We start from the raw sequence: 24,547 nt of genomic DNA on the forward strand, positions 1-24,547 counted from the left end.
GCGCATTCTCTGCGTACCTTTGCCGGTATTGAATAGATGTTAGATGAATATATTGTTTTTTAAATTGACCATGATGCCGATGGTTATTGGGATGATCACCCTCGTGAGTCGAAAATGGGGCAATAGTGTCGGGGGAATTATTGGCAGTATGCCGTGGGTGGCCGGGCCGATTCTGGTATTTTTTATTCTGGAACAGGGAACTGCCTTCGGAATACACGCTATTCCCGGTATCCTGACGGGCGTGGTGTCGTTGGTTGGTTTTTGTTACTGTTATGCCTTGGTTTCAAAGTATCTCAACTGGTTGCCGACACTTCTGATCTCTTACACGATGTTTGTGGTAACAGCGCTTTTGCTTGATATGCTCCATCTGTCATTGTGGAGTATTTATGGCGTAGCTATTTTCAGCATTGTGGCAGCGTTGCGCTTTTATCCTGTTCCGGCGATTGAAACAACGCCCCGCCAACGGGCGAAACCTCCCAAATATGATATCCCTTTCCGGATGTTGGTGGCAACCCTTTTTGTATTGGCCATTACCACTCTTGCCAAAGCACTGGGGCCTACGTGGAGCGGTATCCTGACTCCTTTTCCGATCATTACTTCCATTTTGGCCATTTTTACGCACTATTTACAGGGCAGTAATGCCACCATCACCATCTTGAGAGGTATCATGATCGGGCTCGTTGGGTTTACGACGTTCCTGTTTTTACAGGCGTTTCTCCTTCAGGAATTTTCGGTAGCGATGTCGTTTTTTCTGGCATTTCTGGTCAATTCACTTATCAATTTAGCCGCTGTTCGGTTGTTGCGTTAAAGTGCCCGTGCCGTGGCAATTCGGCTTGCAAGAGTGGTATACAAGACGATAGAAATTGAACTTGCCGGCATCAGAATCGCCGCAATAACAGGTGCCAATGTGCCCGTTAAGGCAAAGCTCAGCCCGATAATATTATACACTACCGAAATGATAAAACTCTGAACAACAATGCGTCTGCCTGCTTTGGCTAGCCTGACATATTGGGGTAAATACGAAAGGTGGCTTCCTTCCAGAATACCGTCACAGGCAGGGGAGAAATTGTTGACATTGTCGGAAACAGCGATGCCTACATCGCTTTGAACTAAGGCTCCGGCGTCGTTTAGACCGTCGCCGACCATCAACACTTTGCGCCCTTTTCGTTGCAGTTGTTGAATAAATGCCAACTTATCTTCGGGCTTTTGATTAAAATATAAATGGGTTTTATTCTTAAATAAATTTCCCAACAATTCGACATCCGTCGGTTTATCGCCCGATAAAAGAAATGTTTGGTAATTTTTATTTTTAAGTGCCTGAAGGGTTTCCCTGAGATTTTCGCGGTATTGACTGTGAATCTCATAATAACCTACCTGCTGACCTCCGAACGAAAAATAGACTCGGCTATGGGCGTTGGAACTAATCACAGGCGCTTCCGAGAGTCCAACAAAAGCGGCGGAGCCCAATTTCAGGATGCAATTGTCGCCAAGATGTGCCATAATCCCTTTCCCTTCTATTTCCTGAAAATCGGTGAGTGCGGCTTCCTTGGGAATCATCCCCAACGATTTGGCAATAAGCCGACTCAAAGGATGCGAAGACTGTTCACACATTGTGCGTACAAGGCGTTGTTGAAAAGGTGTAAGCGGCATTCCTACAAATTGCATATGACCCGTATCCGAAAGGGTAAGCGTTCCTGTTTTATCAAAAACGACCGTGTCAATCTCGGATAAGCTTTCGATTACTTTTGCGTTTTTGAGGTAAAATTTATGTTTCCCGAACATTCCCAAAATATTCCCGTTCGTAAACGTATCGGAAAGCAGTAACGCACATGGGCAGGCTACGATCAAAATGGTCGTGATGGCATTGATGCCGCGCGGCAGGTCTCCCGCCAACGCCCAATAACTTAGTCCTGAAATACCTATAACCAAAAGCGCCCATGTAAAATAGCGGTTGATCTGTTCTACCAAGTCGCGTTGTTTTTTGTGATTGTTCTGCGTAAAAGCATCTTTATTCCAAAGTTGGGTCAAATAACTTTGTGAAACGCGTTTGGTCACTTCCAGCTCAATCGCGCCACCGATCTGACGCCCACCCGCGTAAATGAGTTCGTTACGGGTTTTCTCAACAGGATCTGATTCTCCCGATACAAAGCTGTAATCAATCATGGCCCGTTCGCTCACCAGACGTGCATCTGTCGGGATCAATTCTTTGTTACGAATCAAAATATGATCGCCGGGTTGTAAATCTGTAACTAAAACTTGGAGGTTTGTGATCAATGAGTGGTGGACTGAATCTTTACCGGCGATTTTCGTCTTTGATTCTTTCTCACTTTTTCCTTTCTCCTTTTCGCTTTCTCCTAATTTTGTTACCGCTACCGGGAAATACGATTTATAATCGCGGTCAAAAGAAATGACGGAATAGGTTTTGTCCTGAAAATAACGTCCCAACAGCATAAAAAACACAATACCCGTCATGGAGTCTAAATAGCCAACGCCCGTTTGCGTACCGATCTCGTACAAGCTGCGCACAAACGTGACCAAAATGGCTAAAGCAATGGGCGCGTCGATGTTGAGATGGCGTTTGCGAATGGATTTCCACGCCGATACGAAGAAATCTGAGGCTCCATAAAAGAAAACCGGCAATGCCAATACCACACTAAAGAGACTGAACATGGTTTGTAAATGCTGATCTGATTGAGTAGCTCCCAATCCGAAATAATCGGGAAAACTCATCATCATTACATTACCAAATGCAAAACCTGAAATCCCGATCTTGTACAAACGGGTACGATTGGTTTTGGGGCTTTGATCGGATTCAACGTCCTGAAGACTGATGTAGGGTTCGTAGCCTATGTACGTAAGCAACTCGGCCAGTTGGCTCAGTTTTATTTTTTTGTCGTCGATAATGACTCGTACGCGCTTTTCCGGGAAATTGACAATGGCTGAAATAACCCCTTCCTGCAAACGGTGGAGGTTTTCGAGCAGATAGACGCACGAACTGCAATGCATTTGAGGAAGGTACCAATTGATGTGCGTTTGGCGACCATCCGTAAATTGGATGATACGTTGACGCACTTCGGGAAGATCTAAGTAAGCGTATTTGCCGGCGTAATAGTTTTTATCGGGAGAAACACCGGGGTTTTTGGTGAAATCGTAATAGCTGCAAAGTTCGTTTTCCTGTAATAATTCATACACAAGCTTGCAGCCTTCACAACAAAAAGGCTTGTCGTCATGCATTATAACGGTATCTTCACAGTCGGCGCCGCAGTGATAGCAGCTTACTTTAACGGTTGATAAAACGGATTGCGGCATACAATGGGTATTTGTATTTCCCCAAAAGTGCGCCCGAGGCGTTCGTCAACGTATGAGGATAGTCAGTCTGCGAAAGTGACTTTGGTCAGGAAAAGTGTAAGACAGATTCTTCTGTCAGTTTTTTCCGTAATAATTCAGGTAGGCAACAAGACGTTCATAATTATGCCGTTCGGCCTCATTGCCGAATTTTGCCAAGTAACGACGATACGTTTCGGTAAGGCGCTCAAGTTGAGGACTGTTGTTAAGCTTGGCAGCCACGATGCCTTTATAACAGCGATGGACCTGATTATATAAGAATTTGGATGGTTTATGAGGCAAAAGATTTAGTAAACTGTCTATATCAGACACGCTGTTAATGGTGGATAAAAAGCTAAATCCCGACGACTGCATGAATTCTCGGATGGATTCGCAGGCATCTGCCAAATCTTCATCGTTTTGGATTTTGTAGCGGAAATAGTTTACGTTATTATATTTACCGGTTGAGATAATGAGGGTATTGGCGTCCGAACGAAAATCGACCGAATTGGAGTTTAAAAATTGTTGAGCGATCTGTTCTACCTGCTCATTGCGGCACCCGATATGGACCTCCACCCATGCATCATTTTCTTTTTCGTATTCTGATACCGAAAAAATAATGTTTGTGAAGCCCGCCGGTGTATTTTTGCGAAATTGTTTTTTGTCCATCAACAATCGAAACCCTTCCGCTTCGAAAAAATCGTACAGGGCGTAGTACAGCTTTGCTTCGGTGGTTTTGAGATTCATCGTTTCGGACTTTGATTGATAACTAAATTCTTTAATGCTAAGTTTACATTTTTGCCTTAAACAACGTAAGTATCTTGATGAAATATACATCTACTCCTTTTATGATTTTTGTTAAGCAGAGCAACCTCCTGATTTTGAGCTTTTTCTTGTTTTTTACCCACGCTGTTTTTGGACAAACAACGCTCACGCAAACGGTAAGAGGTGTGGTAACGGACGTTGATAACAACCGACCGCTGAAAGGAGTAACGGTCATGCTTACGGCCCAAACAATTACCGTGACCGACTCTAACGGCATTTTTCGTTTTGCCGACGTGCCACTTGGAAGATATACCATTCAAACGTCTCACATCAATTATGAAACGCGTATTTTTCCCGAGATTCTGGTAGAGGCGGGCAAAGAGAAGATCGTTAACTTAGCATTAAAGGAATCCATCAAAGAACTTCCCGAAACTATTGTACGGACGGCGCGCCCGGTGTCGCAAACAAGCCTTCAGAGTATTACCATTGAACAGACGTTGCGCTATGCCGCTACGTTCTTTGACCCGGCCCGTTTAGCTACTTCGTTTCCGGGCGTAGTAGCTGCCAACGACCAAGCCAATAATTTGGTCATTCGGGGAAATTCGCCTACCGGTACACAGTGGCGTCTGGAAGGCGTTGAGATCGTCAATCCCAACCACCTGAGCAATGCAGGTACATTCAGCGACCGTCCGACCCAATCGGGCGGAGGGACTAACATTCTGAGCGCTCAACTTATGGAGCGTGCCGACTTTATGACGGGTGCTTTTCCTTCTCAATATGGCAATGTGTTGGGCGGAGTGATGGATGTACATTTACGAAAAGGCAACGACCAAAAACATGAATTTACGGGACAGGCGGGCTTAATAGGCATTGATTTGTCGGCCGAAGGGCCGATTTCGCGCAAAAATAAGTCGTCATACTTGGTCAATTACCGTTATTCGTTTACGGGATTATTGGCGGTGATGGGTGTAAAATTCGGTGGTGAAGACATTCGTTTTCAGGATATTTCATTCAACCTTTCTTTCCCGACGCAAAAAGCCGGGCATTTCACGGTTTTCGGGATGGGAGGTGTAAGCAGCAATGTTTTTAAAGCAGAACGCGATACCTCACTGTGGAAATTTGAAAAAGACGGCTTTGACATTGAATTTAAAAACCGCATGGGCGCTTTGGGCGTTACGCATCAATTGAAACTGGGCCGTAATTCCACCCTGCGAACAGTATTGGCGGTATCGGGGCTGGAAACACGCCGCGAAGGGTATGTGCTGTCAAAAGCAAACTTTACCCGCTTTTTTGTTCAATTGGATGCCTTCAAAAAAACGCGCTATTCGCTCAGTTCTAATTTGACGCATAAGTTAAATGCCAACTGGCAATTACAGGAAGGAATCATACTTACCTACCAAAAAGATTCGGTGAACATAAAGAACCGAGGCATTTCGTTGGGCAGTACGGAAGGGATGATCATTCAGCCTTATGCGTCGGTCACGGGCCGCTTGGCACCACGATTGCTCTTGCAGGCGGGCATTCATTTTTTGTCGTATACGTATAATCAAACCAACTCGCTCGAACCACGGGCGTCATTGCGTTTCAGCGCTACCAAACGCACCGCCTTCAGTTTTTCTTACGGATTGCATAGCCAATTGCAGTTGCCGCAAACGTATCTGTCGCTTAAAAATTCGGATCAACGAAATGAAGTATTTCCCAATGTTCGTTTAGGTTTTACCAAAGCCCATCATTTTGTAGCGGGTTTTGAGCAGAACCTTTCGCTTTTGGGTTCTTTTAAGGTTGAGGTGTATTATCAATCTTTGTACAATGTTCCAATTGCCAAATATGACCCGGTGGTGAGTTATCGCGTATTGCCTGCTTTCTCGGCGTTGAATCTGTTGGAAGGATTTACCGATGCCGAACTCGTAAACAAAGGAACAGGCCGCAACTACGGCATTGAAGTAACGTATCAACGATTTTTGCAAAATAATTTCTACGCACTCATTACGGGTTCATTGTATAATTCTACCTACAAAGGGCAGGATGGCATAGAGCGCAGTACACGTTTTAATGGAAATCATACGTTTAGTTTGGCGGGAGGAAAAGAGTTTCATCGTCGCCCCAACCGTACGTTTGGTGTCAATCTGCGTATCTTGTGGCTGGGCGGCTACCGCGACTCACCGATTGATCCGGATGCTTCACGAAGTTCGGGGCAAACGGTCTATAAAGCCACCGAGTTGTATACCATTAAACTGAAAGACTACTTCCGCCCCGACGTACGCATTTTTTGGAAACGCAATAAACCGCACTTTACACGTACATGGTCAATTGATATTCAGAATCTGTCAGGTACCAAAAACGAAGCGTACAGTTATTACGACGTTCTTCAGCGTCAGGTTGTGCAGCAATTTCAATTGGGCATGGTGCCGGTAGTGAATTATCGGGTGGAGTTTTGATTATTTTTTTTGACACCAATAAATCAGGCCAGAATTAAAGAAAAGGATAAAGGCAAATCAAGTATCCCTGAAGTACCTGTCTCTTAGTTTCAAAAATGGCAACTCAATGTAATGATACATAAGAGTAGCGAAACCGATCGTACTTACCCAATAGAGTACATACGCAATAAATTTGCCCGTGTCTGTCATAGAGGCAGGAGCGAAATGCTTGATGATCTTTATAATAACGGATAAATTAATCAGGTACATTGAATAAGAAATAAGGCTGATAAAAGTTATTCCTTTCTTCAATAGGGTATTCTTTATCGTTATTTTGCTGAGCGCAGGTAACATGAGCATGACAGAAACAGCGGTGACCGGATAAAAGAAGAGATTTACAAAAGCGACGGAGTGGGCGTAGACACTACCGGTGTAAATGACATAAATACTCAGGTAAAAGACGAGAATACCGATGAGCATCGGGAGTTTTGAAGCCCCCATTTTATACCATAGTCCGGGATGATAGGCTTTGATATAAGCCGCTGATATGCCGAAGCCAATGGCATCCAAGCGCATAATAACGACCATTCTTGTTAATAGCCAATTCCCTTTTTCAGTAAAATCGGAAAAAAGAAACCGGAAAGCCAACGGTAAGAGTATGATTATCAGGATAGATAATGACATTGCTCCCGATGATGAAAGCCCTTTTTTTAAAGCAATGAACAGAACAACAGGAAAGAATAAGTAAAACCATTCTTCGACGGACAAACTCCAGGATTCTGAAAAAAAACTCGAAGACAGGATACTGAAAAAATTTTGAATAAAGAGGGCGTATTGCCATAACTTATCTACCAAAAGCACTTGTTTCAAGACGCTTTTTATGGGCTGATTTTGGAGATTAAATAAGAAATAAAGCGCCAGATTAAGCGACAACATAAACCAATAAGCAGGAAGTGTACGGAACCAACGTCTGAGCCAAAACAGCTTTAAGTCGGTTATAGAAAACTGTTTTCGCTTCTCTAAATTCCTGATCAAAATACCACCGATCAGGAAGCCGCTCAAAACAAAAAATATATCAACACCATCCGGAAGGGGTATAAAATTAACGGGGAAGATAAAAAAGCCATGGTGAATAACGACCAATAAAATGGCAATCGCACGTACTAAATCTAACCCTACAGCTCTTTCATTTTTGCCTTTTTTTGTCGTTTTAACTTCTAAAATACCATTTTCATTCATTGGTTATACACATCTAAATTTTCCTTTAGACGTGCACTGACTCAATTAGTATCAAAAAAGTATATCCTTTTGCAGATACCTGTTAGCTTTGAGCTATAGCTGTTGGATCGATTTATAGTGGATTTTTTGCTTAAATAGCTTATAGAAGAGAACTTTGCTGAATAAAATTCGAGCATTTAATTCCTTTATTCATTTAGATATTTGGGAAAAGACTTAACAGTAGAGTGACCTTTGTGCAAAACGGAGTATGCACATGAAAACCCGGTTTAGGTACCGGAATATTGATTGAGGGTGAACAGAGTAAAAAAATGACAAAAGATTATGTCTGATAGTGTGTGAAAATCGGAAAAGCCAAACCTTAGTGGAAGTTACATTCTCCGGGGCTTTTGAACCCATTAGTTAAAATCAATGCGCAATGTCCTTACAAACATTGCGCATTGATGGTGTTGGAAAGAATAGTTACTTACCTGGCTTTAAGGAACACGAACGGCACAATCATTTCTTCAATCGAAACACCGCCGTGCTGGAACGTGTCGCGATACATATTTACGTATTGGTTGAAGTTATTGGGATAGGCGAAAAAGTAATCGCCCAAGGTGAAAACATACGCGGTTGAAACATTGAGTTTGGGTAAAAACAAACGTTCCGGGCGGCGACAAACATAAATATGATTGTTGTCGTCAAAGCCTAAATTTTTCCCTTGCTTGTAACGTAAGTTAGTATTGGTTTCGCGGTAGCCTACGATCTTGACGGGTTTTTTAACGCGCGTCATGCCGTGGTCGGTGGTGATGATGATGCGTCCTTTTTTCTCAGCGATGCGTTGCAGAAAGTCCATGATTGGAGAGTGCTGAAACCATGACCGCGTGATGGAGCGATAAGCGGCCTCATCAGGAGCTAACTCCTTAATCATCATCATGTCGGTGCGGGCGTGCGAGAGCATGTCCACAAAGTTAAAAACGATAACGTTCAGGTGATTTTTCCAAAGGTTGGGAAGGTTATCAACAAGCGCCTTTCCGTGGTTTTGATTAATGATCTTATTGTACGAAAACCGCACCTGCATTCGGTTGCGTTCAAATTGTTTCCGCAACAGGTCCTCTTCGTGTTTGTTAAGCCCTTCTTCCCCTTCGGGCGTGTTTTCATCGTTTACCCACCAGTTAGGGTATTGCTTTTCAATCTCGCTGGGCATGATTCCCGCAAAGATCGAGTTACGGGCAAAGCCGGTGGTAGTAGGCAAAATGGAATAGTAAGAGGATTCTTCTTCGACCGTAAAAAACTCGGTCAACAAGGGTTCAACCACCTTCCATTGATCGTAGCGTAAATTATCGATCAAAATGAAAAACAACGGCTCGGTCTGCTTCATGAGCGGGAACACTTTACGCTTCATGAGTTGGTGAGATAAGACAGGTTTATCGGCATTGGGATCATTGAGCCAATCTTCGTAGTTGTCCAATACAAACTTGCAGAAGTTGTTATTGGCTTCTTCTTTCTGGGTGGAAAGAATCTCTTCCATGCTTTTGTCCTGCGTGTTCTCAAGTTCCAGTTCCCAGTATATCAACTTTTTATAGAGTTCAACCCACTCGGCATGGCCGATGCGGTCTTGGTATTGCATGGCCAACTGCCGAAATTCCTGCATGTAGCTGATGTTGGTCTTTTCGCTGACCAAACGCTTATTATCCAGGATTTTTTTGACCGAAAGAAGGATCTGATTGGGATTAAGCGGCTTAATGAGGTAGTCGGCGATCCGTGAACCGATGGCCTCTTCCATGATACGTTCCTCTTCGCTTTTGGTGATCATGACCACGGGAAGGTTGGGACGCATTTGTTTTATTTGGGCCAAGGTTTCAAGGCCCGAAAGACCCGGCATATTTTCGTCCAAAAAAACGACATCGAATCGTTCGTGTTCTACTTTATCAAGTGCATCAGAGCCACTGTTGACGGGAGTAATGGTATAGCCTTTGCCCGTAAGAAATAAAATATGTGGTTTTAATAGATCTATTTCATCATCTGCCCAAAGAATATTTGCCATAAGTAATATGTAAGATGGTTTGATTGAAAAAATAAGAAGGTGCTTGTATGGGAAAAAATCAAAACCCAAAATGTATCTCTCCTAACGACTTCACCTTTGATTAATTGTTTATTTAGTGACATTAATCAGCAAACATAGCTGCCGATAATCATATTTTAAAACGTGGAAAGGAAGGAAATTTCGGTATGAACCAACATCTCCATTCAAACCATGAAAAATATTCTTGTTCCTATTGATTTAAGCGATGTTTCTGAGTATGCACTTGAGGTGGCCGTAGCGATTGCCCAAAAACACGATGCCACTGTTATTTTGCTCAAACGCTTGATTTTTCCTACGTTGGAATATACAATGATCGACAATGATTTTTATGAAGATAAAGAAGATTACTATCGTTATCTGACCCAAGAATCAAAAGACAGACTTAAAGATATGATTGACAGGCCAACCTGCCGGAATGTCGAATTCCGATTGAAAGTAGTGAGACCGGAAGAATCGCTGGCCGATTCGGTAGCTAAACAAAAAGTCGATTTGGTCGTGATGGGATCTACGGGTGCAAGCGGTTGGAAGGAGTGGACAAAAGGTTCTAATGCCGAGCACGTTGTACGAAAAACTTCCTGCCCTGTATTGGTGGTAAAATCGCCGATAAGTGAGTTTCAAAATGTTGTTTTTGCTGTTGACTTTGAAAACGAAGAATTTTTTAAAACCTCTTCGACGCTGTTGGATACGGCAAAAATAAAACCTCATTTTGTGTACGTTGACAATGGTACAAAGCTGTTTGATGCGGATGTATTACGGGAGAGAGTCGGAAAATGGGTTTTTGAATTAGGGTATAGTTTTTACCACTTTGAAATTATCGAAGCCGATTCCATTGAAAAAGCGATCTTAAAGTACGCCGAAAAAGCGGACGCAGATATTATTGTGATGTATACGCACGGACGCAAGGGTTTTCAGCATTTTATCTATGGAAGCATTGCGGAAGATGTAGTAAATCACGCCAAAATGGCCGTAATGGTGAGTCATTAACGTATTAAATTTACTTTCCTGTTGTTTAAAAGAATGGTTGGCAGTTCCAACCATTCTTTTTTTATGCGTAGTTTTGCGGACTTAAAACCATTCATAGATCGTTCATGCAAACAACTGTAGCCGCCAATCGTCCGGATGTAGCTCGTCAAATCGCCGCTTATTTGTTAAATATAGAAGCCATTCAACTTCGCCCCGAGCAGCCTTTTCAGTGGAGTTCAGGTTGGAAATCTCCCATTTATTGTGATAATCGTCTTTCATTATCTTTTCCTGAAGTTCGTACCTATATCAAAAATTCACTTGCGGGTGCTATCAAAAGCAATTTTCCGGCGGCCGAACTGATCGCAGGTGTTGCTACCGCAGGTATTGCCCAAGGGGCATTGGTAGCCGATGTATTGCATTTACCTTATGCTTATGTGCGTCCCGAACCCAAAAAACACGGCATGGGCAATCAAATAGAAGGTCGTGTGTTGGCAGGTCAAAAAGTAGTAGTATTGGAAGATTTGATCTCGACGGGAGGAAGCTCACTTAAAGTGGTTGATGTGCTGCGCGAAGCAGGGGCCGATGTGCTGGGAATGATCTCCATTTTCACGTACGGCTTTTCGCTTGCTGACGAAAACTTCAAGCAGAAAAATGTACAATTGGTAACTTTAACAGATTATGACAGTCTGCTTAAAGAAGCGCTTAAATTAGATTATATTGAATCAGGTCAATTGACTACGCTGAACAAATGGCGTGAAGACCCGGGAAGCTGGGGCGTGTAAAACGTTTGAAATTGCTTGTCAGTTCTATCAAAACCGGAAATGGAATTCTTAAAAAAAGCCATCGAATTGAAAGCCGAATTGGATAAACTACGTCCAATTAATAAAGAGAAAGAGGCGGTAATAATGGATAAATTTCGATTGGATTGGAATTATCATTCTAACAAAATCGAAGGAAACAGTCTTACCTATGGCGAAACGAAGGCGCTTATTTTATTTGGAATTACAGCTCAGGGGAAGCCATTAAAAGACCATTTTGAAATAACCGGACATAATGAAGCAATTAAGTGGGTTGAAGAATTGGTTCATCAGGAAGTTCCTGTTACTGAAAATTTTATTCGCCAACTTCATAAACTTTTATTAAAAGAGCCTTATGAAGTTGAGGCTATTACTTCATTAGGTGAGCGTACGAAAAAACTTATACAAGTGGGTAGTTATAAAAATACTCCCAACCATGTATTGACTAAAACCGGCGAAATCTTTCGTTTTGCTACTCCTGAGGAAACTCCTTCTAAAATGTACGATTTAATAGTATGGCTTAGAAATAAACAAGCAGATAATGATCTCAATCCTATCGTATTAGCAGCAGAATTTCATTATAGATTTATTAGAATCCACCCATTTGATGATGGAAATGGTCGTATTGCCCGGATTTTGATGAATCTGATTTTAATGCAAAATGGATTTCCTCCGATTATTATTAAAACAGAGGATAAAGCTTCATACTATTCAGTACTGCAACAGGCTGATGCCGGAATTCTTGAGCCATTTTTTGAATATATTGCACAGAATACAGTACGTTCATTGGAAACAATGATTCGAGGTGCAAAAGGTGAAAGCGTTGAAGAACCTGATGACTTAGATAAGGAATTGGCGTTGCTTGAGAGAAAATTAAAGGGTGAAATAGAGCAAATAAAAAGTATTAAAAACCGAGGTGAAATACGGGGAGTATATAGTCATTCATTGAAAATTCTTTTCAATGAGCTAATGATTGCCTGTGAAAAATTTAGGCGATTTTATAGGAGTATAAATTATGCGGTAATTTTAAATGAAAATTTATTTCAAGTTGCTTATGATGTTGATATACAAGGCCTTGTTATAACAGAGCCAAATGGAGGAATTAAAGACATTAAATTGATGATAAGCAATAATATAGATAGTTTGTCATTTGTTTGCTCTTTTAGTGATTTTAAACAAATTGAAACTAAAGAACTTGTTTATGAAACCCGGATTGACGTTTATTTTAAATCTAATATTTATTTAGTTGGTAAATACAAAAAGGCCTTTCTTGAATTATTAACTGAAGCTGAAATCCAAACAATTACAACTAATGAATTCAAAAAGCATAAAGAATTTATAGAGGCAAAAATTAGAGAGATTCAAAAAAATGCAGGAAACTAATCAATCAAGTTTTCATTCTCCTACTATTTTTCAACGCTTTCCCAACCTCGTTGCCGCTGAAAGTAAGCGACATGGCGGGGTGAGCGTTGCCCCTTTTTCTTCCCTCAACCTAGGGATAAATACCAACGATGAACCCGAAAATGTTCGCGAGAATCGTCGACTTTTCTTTGAAAAACTGGGCGTTTCCGAAAATACCTTAGCCTCTTCTTATCAAGTACATGGTGACACGATCCAACTGGTAACCGAACCCGGAAGAGCCGAAGGGTTTGATGCCCTTGTGACCAACGTCCCTGAGATCATGGTTGGCGTTACCGTTGCCGATTGTACGCCCGTACTTATCTATGATGCGCGTTGCGGAGTGGTTGGTGCGGTTCATGCCGGCTGGCGCGGTACGGTGTCGCAACTGGTCTATAAAACCCTCGAAACCATGCATGGGGAATACGGCACGGCTCCCGGCGATTGTTATGCCTACGTGGGAACCTGCATTGATGAATGCGCTTTTGAAGTGGGAGAGGAGGTAGCGGAGCAATTCCCCGACACATTCAAACGGTTTGACGCGGTCACTAAAAAGTTTTTAGTGGATCTGAAACGGGCCAATGCTGCCCAGTTAGAAAATTTTGGGATTCCGGCGGCACAGATAGAAATATCCCCTTATTCAACCATTACACACAACGCCGATTATTTCTCCTACCGATTGGAAAAAGGGCAAACGGGGCGAATGTTGGCCGTTATTGGAATGAAAAACAGCTAGCATAGTCGAATGCCTGTGCGCAATATTCCTGAAAAATAACAATTGGTTCGGCCCTTTCCGGTAATTTTACGCGATGCAACAATCATCTTCTGTTAAACTCTGGGTCAATCTGGTCATTGTATATGTGATTTGGGGATCGACTTTTTTGGGAGTGCGCTATGCTATAGAAGTTCTTCCGCCGTTATTGACCAATTCCATTCGATTTTTACTGGGAGGAATCCTCTTTTTTATATTTACTCTTCTGAGAGGTTATTCCATTCCGACATTCAAACAATGGCTTTCGGCGGCTTGGATAGGGATGCTGCTAAGCGGAGTGGGCAATTGCGCGGTGGCCTATGCCATTGGTTTTATGCCTACGGGCCTTGTGGCCCTGCTTGTCGCTACGCTGCCGGGCTGGATGGTAGGATTGGATTATTACTTTTTTGCCAAGCAAAAACCGTCGTGGCTCACGGTGGTTGGTTTAGGAATTGGATTGGTTGGGATGTATATTTTATTAAATCCCACTCAGGGTTTGGCTCAACGCGAAATTCCCTTATTGCCCGCCTTTTTTGTCTTTGTGGGTTCGGTCACGTGGGCGTGGGGCTCTTTGCAGTCTCCTTATTTAGACATGCCTCCCCAAATGCAAACCACCGCTATTCAAATGCTCGGAGGAGGCGTTTTTTCATTGATAATGAGCTTGTTTCTGGAGCCTCATGGATTTTCAGCGTTGAAAAATATGACCGAACAAACGTACATAGCTGTTGCGTATTTAATCGTAATGGGTTCTTTTGTCGGTTATTCAGCCTACGTTTGGTTACTCCATCATGCACCGCCTACGCTGACGGCAACCTATGCCTACGTTAATCCTGTCGTTGCTATGATCTTGGGATGGATTTTTGTCAATGAAAAGCTAAGTACCCGTTCATTGATTGCTTCAGGCGTTGTCTTGACAGGTGTTGTTTTAATTACCTTTGGCAGAAGGGCTACGGTCAAGGCTGATAAAATGCGACAGGATGAACCAAGAAATTGAAAGTCAGTATAATTCTATTTTCAAATAAAACCATACGCCAACAATGACTCGTAATGTAGCTATATTCTTATTTGATGAAGTAGAAGTACTTGATTTTGCCGGCCCTTATGAGGTTTTCAGCGTAACAGGATTGCGAACCTTTTCCGAAAAGCCTTTTCATGTCTACACTGTGGCTGAAAAATCTCCCGTTGTGGCACGCAACGGACTTACGGTTATTCCTGATTATTTGTTGGACAATTGCCCCCAACCGGAGATTCTGCTTATTCCCGGTGGCGGTGGCTATTCGCCGGAAGGTATACCTTTTGGGAGTCGCCGTGAGATGGACAATTCGGTGGTATTGGAATGGGTAAAAAAGCATGCTTCCAACGTTGAATTACTGCTTTCTGTTTGTACAGGCGCATTGATCTTGGGAAATGCCGGTCTTTTGGAAGGCCTAAAAGCAACTACCCATTTCAAGGCATTGGATGCTTTGCGAGCTATTTCTCCGGCCATTGAGGTAGTGGAAGGTGTTCGGTATGTAGATAACGGCAATGTAATTCTCTCGGCCGGCGTATCGGCCGGAATTGATATGTCTTATTATGTGGTCAGCAAACTTTTGGGAAAAGAAGTGGCCGATGAGGCAGCGCGCTATGCACAATATGATTATTGGCAGTGACTGATGTGAGTCGTGGGAATGAGAAAGTGGGGCAGTATAGTTGTTCAAAATCAGACGTTTCTTGGACTCCGACATAGAAAAATAACCGTTTTCGGGTGATTTTATTTGCTAATAATTGACTAATTTTATACTTTGTTACGTTTATTAATACGGAAAACCACTCTACAAACTTTTGAGAAATGAAAAAATACATCTACGCCGCCTTATTTGTTACAACTGCTATGTTAGCAGGTTGTTCAAAAGCTGAGCCCGAACCCGAACCCGCCGAGCAAGTCATTGGAAGTTATACGGTGGATAAACTTACCGAAGCTATCAAATATGCTTCTGCCTCATCAGAGTATGCCGAAACAACCAATTACCCGCTGAAAGGAACCACCAGCACGGGTATAGGCTATGAAGTAAATGCGGTATTGGATGTTGCTAAAACTTCTTCGAATATGGTGACGGTGACTTTCACGGAAACGGCAAAATTGTCAAACGGTCAGACCCAGAAGAACAATTCAGCTTTTACCGGCATTGAATTAAAGAAAATCGAAGGCTCTTCGGGTGAATTTGATATGCTGGATACAGGCGTTAAAATCGGTACCATTGGTAAAAATGCGATCACCATTGAAGACGTATCCAACGACAAAGACAGCACGGGTGCGGCTTATACCTATACGTTCCGTATAACGGGTAAGAAAACAATCTAATTACAGTAAGAAGTAGTATAGCAGGGTTAGCAGTTGCGCAATTGACCGGAAGTTGCCCAGCTGCTGACTTTTTCTTTTTATTGCCTTTGAAGATTCTTTAACTTAAACTAAATGAAGCAGTTGCAGCATGGATATTTGTGGGCTTTTTGGATTGCTTCGCTATTATTTGCCCACCCGACTTCCGCTAATGCCGAACAGAGGTATTTGGCGGTTTTGATGTTAAATACCAACCGTTCGTTGGATGTTGATCTTGATTTACTTGAAGAAGGAGTTAAAGCGGGCTGTAATGCTGTTCATTTAACCATTTATTGGGATCAGGTCTATACCACATCCACCTCTCAGGCCGATTGGCGAAAATATGACACTCAGATCAACCTAGCCCAAAAGCTGGGCGTAAAAATCGCCATTCGTATTTTAGTAGGTAGACATGTGAGCCGAATTCAGGGCTTTTGGGAAAATGAATACCGACAGCGCGATCAGCAGGGGCAGGCACTGGTTTCGGGCTACAGTGCCACTTATTTCAGCTATGCTCACCGACCTTCGGTCGAAAAAGCCCGTGCATTTATCAAAGAAGTGTGTCAACGGTATAATAATTTACAGCAACAGGGCATCATTTCGTGGGTATCGGTTTCGACAACGCCTACGCAGGAGGCAGCATATTATCATGAAAATGCCCCGGAGGGCTGGAATTATCCTACAGTATTCGATTACTCGCCGGCGATGCAGAACGAATTTCGGATCTGGTTAACACGCAAGTACAAAAAAATTGCCCGCCTTAATATTTTTTGGGAAACGGAATACCACAGTTTTGAGGAAGTAACTCCGCCCGTTTCCTTAAAGTATCGCGAACAGGTTTTTTGGAGACAATCTGGCCGTGATTGGTATGTTTTCCGTCATGCGGTTTTCAAACAATTTGTGGAACAAACGACCCAAACCATTAAGGAAGTAAACAGCACCTACCGGGTCATGACCGATTTCGGTTCCGTTTTTGACCAGATCAGCGTTTTTTGCGGCACGTTGGCCTTCAGAGATCTGAACCGTACGACAGACGGCGTCAAAATTAACGACGACCTGCAATATGACCACCGATTTTCCACTGATTTGTTACGCAGCAATGTACTTCCCGGACAGTGGGTATTAAATGAGGTGTTCCCTGTACTGAAACAGGGGCAAAGCCCTGATCTGATTGTCAAACAAATTGATGAAAATTTTGAGCACGGTGCGAATTGGGTCAGTATGGTCATTGCCACTCAGGAATCCCTTGACTTAGTACGCCCTATCATTCGGGAAACGGCCGAGAAGTGGTTGAAAAAACCTTTTACAGAGGTCAGTCCTGCGGATCAGATGAGCTATATGCTTTCCCGGGTGGTAGAGTTCGGGTATTACAGCGGTGGGGTGTATGGAGAATGGATCAACCGATCGGGGCACGAGTCAAACCGAAAACCTGTCAATATAAGAATGGTTGAGGATTTATTGACCGATACACTTCAGGGGTCGATCAACCAGCCTCCTTTGGTACAGCATATGATGCCGACTAAATTCAGTAAGGTAAATACCAATTTCACCTACCGACTGAAAGCGGAAGTATTTAACGATGTTGATGGAGTCATCGAAAACGTTGAGGTCAGTGGATTGCCTTCCTGGCTGACCTTTAAAAATAATGTATTTTCGGGTACTCCTACCCAAACAGGAAGCTTTACAATGGTCCTCCGGGCAACAGATGATGACGGCGCAAGCATCGAAACGAACTTTACCATTATCGTAGATACTACCGGTCGAACCAACCGGGTACCGATGGTACAGCAAGCCATTCCTCCTGCCAAAGGAGTATATAAACAGCCATTTACCTATACGATACCCGAGAATACTTTTGCCGATCCTGATGGATTCATCAGTCGATTGGAAGTCACAGGACTGCCGGGATGGGCGCAGTTCGGCAGGAAAGAAATAAGGGGCTTGGCAGATACAGTAGGCGTTTATCTCGTTACAGTACGTGCCTACGATGACGAAGATGCGGTGGTACAAACCACTTTTACCATTACAGTCAGTTATCCGGTGGTATCGTTTGATTTGATTCAGGCAGGTAAGCCCGGTGAGCGATTTTTGATCAAACGGCTGCAAAACGCAGAATTGCTGGCGTCGTCTGACTTGCCGCCGCTGCTCAATATTTACGCTTCCTGCGACGCGGTTTTTGATGAATTTGAACTTCAACTTTCGGGAACCCACGCGAAAAAGGCGCAATCTGAAAGTTCTCCATTTTCACTTTTTAAGGGCGATGGCGGCTTTCCAACGGTCGTTGGTTCGTATCAGTTAAAAGGAAATGCGTATTTTCAAAAGGAGTTGATCTCTTCCATAACCTATCGTTTTCAAATAATAGCTACTGACCCGGTCACTAAACAACCGATACCATTGGCGGATTGGGCTTTATATCCCAATCCCTGCAATCAGTTTGTTAATGTCAAACTGCCTGACAAGGTCACTGTTCAAAAGATACAACTGGTAAATACAGCAGGACAAACCTTGCCTGTTATGCTTAATGCCACTTCCATGACTAACCAACTTCTTTCCGTAAATTTAACGGACTTGGCTCTTCCTCCTGGATTTTATTTTCTTAAATTACAAAAAGATGATTCCTCCTGGGAGGTATTTAAACTTTTAAAACAATAAAAACAGCATGTGGAGTTGGAGATCAGGTATCGTGTGTAACGATACAAAATGGCGGAGAGCAATCGTATTTTTAGGGTGTTTTTGCTTTATGACTGCGGTATTTGCGCAGAATACTGACTCTCAAAGGTACGTTGGTCTGCAATTGTTAAACCTGGATCCGAGGCCGGAGGCGGGGATGGATCTTATTGAAGCTTCGATCAATAACGGTTGCAACCTTGTGGCCATTACCATACAATGGGATGAAGTTTATAAAGACAATACATCTCCCCCGGATTGGCGTCAGTATGACCGTCAGATCGAATACATTGCAAAAACAAACGCAAAAATAGCATTACGGATCATTGTAGGTCGGCTTTCCTACCGGTTGGACGGCTTTTGGACGTCCAAAGAAACCATGAAGGATGATTTGGGGCGACCTATGTCGGGAGTCTATAATCGAACCTGTTTCAGTTTTTCTCATCAACCTACCATTGCTAAGTCCCAAAACTTCATCAGAGAGGTTTGTCAGCGATACAATACGTATCAAAACCAAGGCAAAATTCTGTATATTTCCTTTGGTAACTTATCGACGCAGGAATTGGGGTACCCACATGAAACCAATTTTGAAGGCAGCAAACAATACCTTGCCGGCTTTGATTACTCTGATTCTTCGCTGGATTCATTCAGGGTATGGGCCGAAAAACGGTATAAACGGATCAATAAACTTAATTATCATTGGGGCACCAAATACACCTCCTTTCAGACGCTGTTTCCTCCCCGCACGGCCTATAATCCATATCCTGCCTATCAGACCAAATCTGGTAAAGATTGGTACATATTCTCTCATTCACAGCTTAAAAATTACATTGACCAAACGATTGCCGGTATAAAGCAAATAAACCCTCAATACAGAATAGTCAATGAATATGGAGCGGTAACGGCCGATTTTTCGGCCATGTTAGTCTCTTATGCTTTTAAAAGTTTGGACCAAAAAGCAGATGGAACCAAAGTACATAATGATCCATATTATAATCACCGCTGGGTCACGGATGTTATACGTTCAAACAGCCCTAATCAATGGATACTCAACGAAGTGTTTTTTACTTCCCAAACCCCGTCTGACTTGTTGGCTCGTCAATTTAATGAATGTTTTGAGCATGGGAGCAAGGTGGTTACTTTAGTGGCTTCTTCGCCCGAGGTCGGAGCTATGCAAATGATTCGGGAGATGGCCAACCGTTGGGTAAGTACTCCCTTGAATGATATTAAACCTTCGGAAACCATTTCCTACACCCTTACCGAGGCGCTTGACTCCACCATGAAAAATGTGGAAAAAAGATGGCTGGAAAAAGTGGGGTCCAATCCTCGACCTGTTCATATTGAGTTGAAAGAGGACATTTTATTGGAAGATTATTGGAAACCTCTCAGCAGTAATGTTTTGCCTATTGTTACCAATCAAATTGCCGAGCGTGGAAGCAAACCCCGAAAACCTTTTAACTATACCTTGCCAAAAGATGCATTCACAGATCCTGATGGTGATATTGTCAAAATAGAGGCCATTGAAAAGCCCCAATGGCTTGGGTTGACAAACGGAGTGCTGTCGGGAAATGTGCCTGATATTTTGGGAGATAATAAAATAACTCTGCGGGCCACTGACGACGAGGGAGCAACGGTGACGATGAGTTTTAATCTTAAAGTAACCAACATCAACATAAAACCGGTGGTCAAGCGACCTGTCCCTGATTTTGAAGCTAACTTACAGCAATTGGTGTTCTATCAATTCCAACCTGATCATTTCGATGACCCTGATGGGGTTATTGTGCGAATACAGGCAAGCGGCCTTCGACCTTGGATGACCTATACATCCAAAGAGTTTTCGGCCTATCCGCAGGAACAGGGCACCTTTACCGTAACGCTTCGTGCGTATGACGACGACAGTGCGTTTGTTGAAACTTCCTTTAAAGTAAAGGTCATCAATAAACCTCCTATTGCAAAACAACAGTTACCCGAAAAGGTCATTGCCCGAAATAAAGCCTTTCGGTTTAAGATATCACCAAATCTTTTCAGCGATCCCGACGGCCAGATCATCAAAGTAGGAGCGGCCGGTTTACCCTCTTGGCTTACATTTACAGGGACTGAGTTACAGGGAACTCCCACTGTATTAGGTAACTATCGGGTAGGTATTCGTGCATATGACAATGGAGGAGACTCGGTAGAAATTCCGTTTGTGATAAGAGTTGATGTACAGGGAACTCAAAACTCACCGCCCGTTTTACGCTATCCATTGCCGAATGTGCAACTGTTTTCAACTCAGAAATTCTCCTATAAAGTACCTGATTCACTTTTTTATGATACTAATGGCTATATAGATAGGATAGAAGCACCTAATTTGCCTTCTTGGCTGTCGTTTCGAAACAATGAAATTTCGGGGGTAGCCCTACAGGCAGGAACCTATACGGTAACTATCAGAGCTATTGATGATGATGAAACAGCAACCAATGCTGTTTTTAAAATTGACGTGCGTTATGCAACCATCAATTTTGAGTTGATTCAGGCCGGAAAAGCCGGGGAGCGTCGGCTTATCAGGCCATTGTCAAATGGAGATATATTGCTGCAATCCTCAGTCCCGGATAAAATCACGATTTACGCAAATTGCGAAGCTCCCGTCAAAAAAGTACAGCTCAAATTGACTGGACCTTACCAAAAGATCACGATAGCCCAACGTTTTCCGTTTGCGCTGTTTGATGAAACAACTGGATTCACGCCTATTGCGGGGACCTATACGTTGGAAGCAACTGCTTTTAATGATTCGTTGCAAGTGAGCGCGACAACGATTCGGTTTAAGATACAAACGGCTCAGCCTTTAACCGATTGGCAGGTCTACCCAAATCCCTGTAGTGAAGTGTGTAATCTCAAACTTCCTGATTTGTTGGATATAAATGTTGTCCGGTTTAAATTGGTTTCTTTAACGGGGCAAACAACCCTTCTGAGTAGCAAAGAAATAACGATCACGGACAATGTTGCCTATATAGATATGACATCCGTTGGAATTTCTCCAAATATCTATTTACTTCAAGTACTGATAGCTGATACTGTCGAAAAAGTAATTAAAATAATCAAACAGTAGTATCCCAATTAGTTCTGTATCAAAACATGATTTGCTCGTGGATAGATTGTAAGTCATTTATTATCATAGGGAAAGCTTGGGGGCTTGCCTGAGAAAATAGAGATTATAAGGGATATTTATGATTTGGCATGTTTTTTGTGGGGCTATTTCGGAGTTAAATATATGATACGTAATCTGAGCATAAACATGGTTCACTTCGTGAAGATAGGCATAGTAGGTTGGTTTTTACTGTTACACCTCAACGCATCTGCTCAAACTGTAGATTGCAGCAATACTAAATGTATACCTCTTACGATAAAAATAGTTGGAAAAGATTTTGTATTACCGCCTAATCCACTTGTTCTGCCTGTTCCTCTTATTAGCCTGCAAAGTGGACAATATCCCTTCGGAACGGTGATCTCATTTGATATACCTGTCGGGTTAAATATTCAGAGTGCCAATACATTGTCGCAATTGACTTTTGAGTATATGTGGGACTCTGATACTGTCTGGAGAACAGGGAGCGAAGCAGCCCTGAAAAAATCAGGGGTCCTTTCGGTTCGAACAAGGCTTGGTACGTCTACTTCCGAGATTCAGAAGCATACCTACCAAATTTTTTATAAGCAGGTGCTGCTTATCGGTAACAGTTTTACACAGCATGGACCTTATGAACCAATCGGGTGGACGGGGAATTGGGGAATGGCGGCCTCTGCACCCGATAAAGACTACAAGTCGACACTGGAACGATACCTTCAGGCTAACTATAGTGATACCAAAGTAAAAATATTTCCTACAGCCCGCATTGAGAACGACTTCTACAATTATGATTTTGATTTCCAAAAAAGCGTTTGGCAGTCTACCTTTGAGGAAACCGATTTGATTGTCTTGCGTTTTGGCGAAAATGTGAAAGATTGGGAAATACCAATGCAGGATGGAAAAGCAAACAAAGCTTACAAGGAAATTCTTATCAGGTTTATAAATATGATTAAGCAGAAATCTTCTGCAAGGGTGGTAATTACCAGTGTTTTTTGGCAAGGTTTTCCCAATACAAACGCCGTATTCAAAGAAGTAGCGGATGAAAATGGATATGATTGGGTGAATTTGATTGAAATTGGAAAAGATGACAGTAATTACGCTTATGGTTTATTTGCAGACCCGGGAGTTGCGAAGCATCCCAACGACAAAGGGATGAAGGCTATTGCGGACTTGATTTATGATAAAATCAAATAATATAATCTCAAGAGCCAAGTAGCCGGTATTTTCCGGCAAAACTAAAAAGCATCTGACTGCCTTAACAAGGGCAGTCAGATGCTTTTTTTTGATCATTTCAACTACACAGACAACCTCTGTGAGTTTTCTTCCGTCTTTCTTAATATGCCTTAAAGTATGCCTCAAAAGGACGGCGTAAATGGTTGTCTTAAATTAATATTTTATGCCTGATATATTTATAATTTATATTTCAATGAATAGTAGGTATATTGGCAAAGCCTAAAAAAAGGGTCAAATAGGCATATTTTTGATTTTTTAGTACATGGGCTCGCGAATAAGTCCTTATGGAGTTTAATTTGTGTCCTCTTTTAGCCGGCAGTCGTTTATTGTATAACCTTTTATTGTAATATTTAATAAGTTAGAATGCAATCAAATAATTTTCACTTTATAAGGTTTCTTGCGGCATCGCTGGTAATTATTGGACACGTATATCCTCTTAATGGTCGTCAGGATATCATCGAACAGTGGAGTTTGGGGCTTTTCCCCTCCGGCCACATTGCGGTATGTATATTTTTTGTTATTAGTGGTTATTGTGTGATACACAGCAGAATAAACAGCGTCTCTTCATTCTCTTATCTTATGAAACGTGTGCTGAGGGTTTTTCCCGGGCTTTTGGTTGCACTTATATTTACGGCTTTTATTATAGGGAGCATTACAACGACCCTTCCGTTGGCTGATTATCTCCTTAACCTTAAGACATATCTTTTTTTTGATAATCTTAAACTGTATCCTCATACACACGTAACGCTTCCCGGTGTTTTTGAGCATAACAATCATTCCGGAGCCAACGGTTCACTTTGGACCTTGGCCTATGAGTTTACCATGTATTTTCTTGTGGTTGTTGTCGTCTTTTTGTTTCGGTCAAAGTGGCAATGGTTTCTTTTGGCCTTTTGTGCTTTTTTTATTGGTTATTGTTTTTTCTTTGAAACCCTTCAGAGCAACCGAATTTTGCCGATTATACATTTGAATATTTTCCATTTGATTGATTTCGGGATTTATTTTGTGTTAGGGATGCTTTTCTATGTTTATCGACATGTAATTGTGCTGAATGGTTGGTGGGCGCTGGCCGCTTTGGGGGCTTGGATGTTGACGTATCTGATTGCGGATGCGGGATATCTTCCATTGGCAACCATTATGTGGGTTCGTTATTTCAGTCTTTCGTATATAGTAATGTATCTGGCCTTTATAAAAGGCCCGCTCAATCATTTTGGCGACAGAGGCGATTATTCCTACGGTATTTACATATATGCCTACCCCATTCAACAAACGATCGTTTCGTTTTGGGGAAACGAAATGTCCCCTCTGCAACAGATATTACTTGCATTTATTCTGGTTTTGCCGCTGGCATGGTTTTCCTGGCATATTATTGAAAAGCCGGCCTTGAAATATAAATTGTATTTCAGGTAACCAATCTTTTGGGTTTCGTTCATTGATTAGCGGTTCTTGCTTACATTTGATGCTGAATAAAA

General features: G+C 42.4%; 17 protein-coding genes. 13 read left to right on the forward strand and 4 right to left on the reverse strand.

Annotation, left to right across the window (positions count from 1 at the left end):
* Positions 1–43 precede the first annotated feature (43 nt).
* Complete coding sequence (locus ACQY73_RS33785) at positions 44–808, forward strand: hypothetical protein (protein WP_428659142.1); 765 nt, start codon at positions 44–46, stop codon at positions 806–808.
* On the opposite strand, the gene ACQY73_RS33790 is transcribed toward ACQY73_RS33785, so the two are convergent.
* Together ACQY73_RS33790 and ACQY73_RS33795 are read right to left on the reverse strand one after the other, a co-directional pair.
* Positions 805–3,309, reverse strand: a complete 2,505-nt coding sequence (locus tag ACQY73_RS33790; protein WP_428659145.1) for a heavy metal translocating P-type ATPase — start codon at positions 3,307–3,309, stop codon at positions 805–807. The genes ACQY73_RS33785 and ACQY73_RS33790 overlap by 4 nt on opposite strands.
* A gap of 114 nt (positions 3,310–3,423) precedes the next feature.
* Positions 3,424–4,071 (reverse strand): hypothetical protein, encoded by a 648-nt coding sequence (locus ACQY73_RS33795; RefSeq protein ID WP_428659148.1) that lies wholly within the window; start codon positions 4,069–4,071, stop codon positions 3,424–3,426.
* Positions 4,072–4,148: 77 nt separating this feature from the next.
* On the opposite strand from ACQY73_RS33795, the gene ACQY73_RS33800 reads away from it, so the two are divergent.
* Entirely contained in the window at positions 4,149–6,527 is a 2,379-nt protein-coding gene (locus tag ACQY73_RS33800; protein WP_428659151.1) for a TonB-dependent receptor, read from the forward strand.
* 57 nt (positions 6,528–6,584) lie between these two features.
* Here ACQY73_RS33800 and ACQY73_RS33805 read toward each other — a convergent pair whose 3' ends face one another.
* Both ACQY73_RS33805 and ACQY73_RS33810 read right to left on the reverse strand, forming a co-directional pair.
* Entirely contained in the window at positions 6,585–7,745 is a 1,161-nt protein-coding gene (locus ACQY73_RS33805) for an acyltransferase family protein (protein WP_428659154.1), read from the reverse strand.
* Between the two features lie 463 nt (positions 7,746–8,208).
* A complete protein-coding gene (locus tag ACQY73_RS33810) occupies positions 8,209–9,771 on the reverse strand; it encodes a PglZ domain-containing protein (RefSeq protein WP_428659157.1) in 1,563 nt (520 codons plus the stop codon).
* A 210-nt stretch (positions 9,772–9,981) separates the two neighbouring features.
* On the opposite strand from ACQY73_RS33810, the gene ACQY73_RS33815 reads away from it, so the two are divergent.
* The 11 genes from ACQY73_RS33815 to ACQY73_RS33865 all read left to right on the forward strand — a co-directional run bounded on the left by ACQY73_RS33815 (position 9,982) and on the right by ACQY73_RS33865 (position 24,485).
* A complete protein-coding gene (locus ACQY73_RS33815) occupies positions 9,982–10,794 on the forward strand; it encodes a universal stress protein (RefSeq protein WP_428659160.1) in 813 nt (270 codons plus the stop codon).
* Between the two features lie 104 nt (positions 10,795–10,898).
* A complete protein-coding gene (gene pyrE / locus ACQY73_RS33820; RefSeq protein ID WP_428659163.1) occupies positions 10,899–11,555 on the forward strand; it encodes an orotate phosphoribosyltransferase in 657 nt (218 codons plus the stop codon).
* Between the two features lie 39 nt (positions 11,556–11,594).
* The gene (locus tag ACQY73_RS33825; RefSeq protein WP_428659166.1) at positions 11,595–12,953 is read left to right on the forward strand and encodes a Fic family protein; all 1,359 of its coding nucleotides are present in this window, start codon (positions 11,595–11,597) and stop codon (positions 12,951–12,953) included.
* Positions 12,940–13,704: a peptidoglycan editing factor PgeF gene (gene pgeF / locus ACQY73_RS33830; protein ID WP_428659169.1), complete on the forward strand. Its 765-nt coding sequence runs from the start codon at positions 12,940–12,942 to the stop codon at positions 13,702–13,704. Before ACQY73_RS33825 ends, pgeF begins: the two co-directional genes overlap by 14 nt.
* Positions 13,705–13,777: 73 nt before the next feature.
* Positions 13,778–14,713, forward strand: coding sequence for an EamA family transporter (locus ACQY73_RS33835; protein ID WP_428659172.1), 936 nt, complete (start codon positions 13,778–13,780; stop codon positions 14,711–14,713).
* Between the two features lie 43 nt (positions 14,714–14,756).
* Complete coding sequence (locus tag ACQY73_RS33840; protein WP_428659175.1) at positions 14,757–15,368, forward strand: DJ-1/PfpI family protein; 612 nt, start codon at positions 14,757–14,759, stop codon at positions 15,366–15,368.
* 179 nt (positions 15,369–15,547) lie between these two features.
* Positions 15,548–16,060, forward strand: a complete 513-nt coding sequence (locus ACQY73_RS33845; protein ID WP_428659178.1) for a hypothetical protein — start codon at positions 15,548–15,550, stop codon at positions 16,058–16,060.
* 111 nt (positions 16,061–16,171) lie between these two features.
* A complete protein-coding gene (locus ACQY73_RS33850) occupies positions 16,172–18,727 on the forward strand; it encodes a putative Ig domain-containing protein (protein WP_428659181.1) in 2,556 nt (851 codons plus the stop codon).
* A gap of 7 nt (positions 18,728–18,734) precedes the next feature.
* Positions 18,735–21,830: a putative Ig domain-containing protein gene (locus tag ACQY73_RS33855; RefSeq protein ID WP_428659184.1), complete on the forward strand. Its 3,096-nt coding sequence runs from the start codon at positions 18,735–18,737 to the stop codon at positions 21,828–21,830.
* 162 nt (positions 21,831–21,992) lie between these two features.
* Positions 21,993–23,039, forward strand: coding sequence for an SGNH/GDSL hydrolase family protein (locus ACQY73_RS33860; RefSeq protein ID WP_428659187.1), 1,047 nt, complete (start codon positions 21,993–21,995; stop codon positions 23,037–23,039).
* Positions 23,040–23,441: 402 nt separating this feature from the next.
* On the forward strand, positions 23,442–24,485 hold the full coding sequence (locus ACQY73_RS33865) for an acyltransferase family protein (RefSeq protein ID WP_428659190.1): 1,044 nt from the start codon (positions 23,442–23,444) through the stop codon (positions 24,483–24,485).
* Positions 24,486–24,547: the final 62 nt, after the last annotated feature.

The organism is Runella sp. (genome assembly GCF_965279615.1).
GTDB lineage: Bacteria > Bacteroidota > Bacteroidia > Cytophagales > Spirosomataceae > Runella.

Coding starts and splice junctions, on each gene's coding strand:
- ACQY73_RS33845 (WP_428659178.1), top strand. CDS start 15,548: ATGAAAAAATACATCTACGCCGCCTTATTTGTTACAACTGCTATGTTA.
- ACQY73_RS33825 (WP_428659166.1), top strand. CDS start 11,595: ATGGAATTCTTAAAAAAAGCCATCGAATTGAAAGCCGAATTGGATAAA.
- ACQY73_RS33800 (WP_428659151.1), top strand. CDS start 4,149: ATGAAATATACATCTACTCCTTTTATGATTTTTGTTAAGCAGAGCAAC.
- ACQY73_RS33815 (WP_428659160.1), top strand. CDS start 9,982: ATGAAAAATATTCTTGTTCCTATTGATTTAAGCGATGTTTCTGAGTAT.
- ACQY73_RS33865 (WP_428659190.1), top strand. CDS start 23,442: ATGCAATCAAATAATTTTCACTTTATAAGGTTTCTTGCGGCATCGCTG.
- ACQY73_RS33790 (WP_428659145.1), bottom strand. CDS start 3,309: ATGCCGCAATCCGTTTTATCAACCGTTAAAGTAAGCTGCTATCACTGC.
- ACQY73_RS33795 (WP_428659148.1), bottom strand. CDS start 4,071: ATGAATCTCAAAACCACCGAAGCAAAGCTGTACTACGCCCTGTACGAT.
- ACQY73_RS33855 (WP_428659184.1), top strand. CDS start 18,735: ATGTGGAGTTGGAGATCAGGTATCGTGTGTAACGATACAAAATGGCGG.
- ACQY73_RS33835 (WP_428659172.1), top strand. CDS start 13,778: ATGCAACAATCATCTTCTGTTAAACTCTGGGTCAATCTGGTCATTGTA.
- ACQY73_RS33810 (WP_428659157.1), bottom strand. CDS start 9,771: ATGGCAAATATTCTTTGGGCAGATGATGAAATAGATCTATTAAAACCA.
- ACQY73_RS33840 (WP_428659175.1), top strand. CDS start 14,757: ATGACTCGTAATGTAGCTATATTCTTATTTGATGAAGTAGAAGTACTT.
- pyrE (WP_428659163.1), top strand. CDS start 10,899: ATGCAAACAACTGTAGCCGCCAATCGTCCGGATGTAGCTCGTCAAATC.
- pgeF (WP_428659169.1), top strand. CDS start 12,940: ATGCAGGAAACTAATCAATCAAGTTTTCATTCTCCTACTATTTTTCAA.
- ACQY73_RS33805 (WP_428659154.1), bottom strand. CDS start 7,745: ATGAATGAAAATGGTATTTTAGAAGTTAAAACGACAAAAAAAGGCAAA.
- ACQY73_RS33860 (WP_428659187.1), top strand. CDS start 21,993: ATGATACGTAATCTGAGCATAAACATGGTTCACTTCGTGAAGATAGGC.
- ACQY73_RS33850 (WP_428659181.1), top strand. CDS start 16,172: ATGAAGCAGTTGCAGCATGGATATTTGTGGGCTTTTTGGATTGCTTCG.
- ACQY73_RS33785 (WP_428659142.1), top strand. CDS start 44: ATGAATATATTGTTTTTTAAATTGACCATGATGCCGATGGTTATTGGG.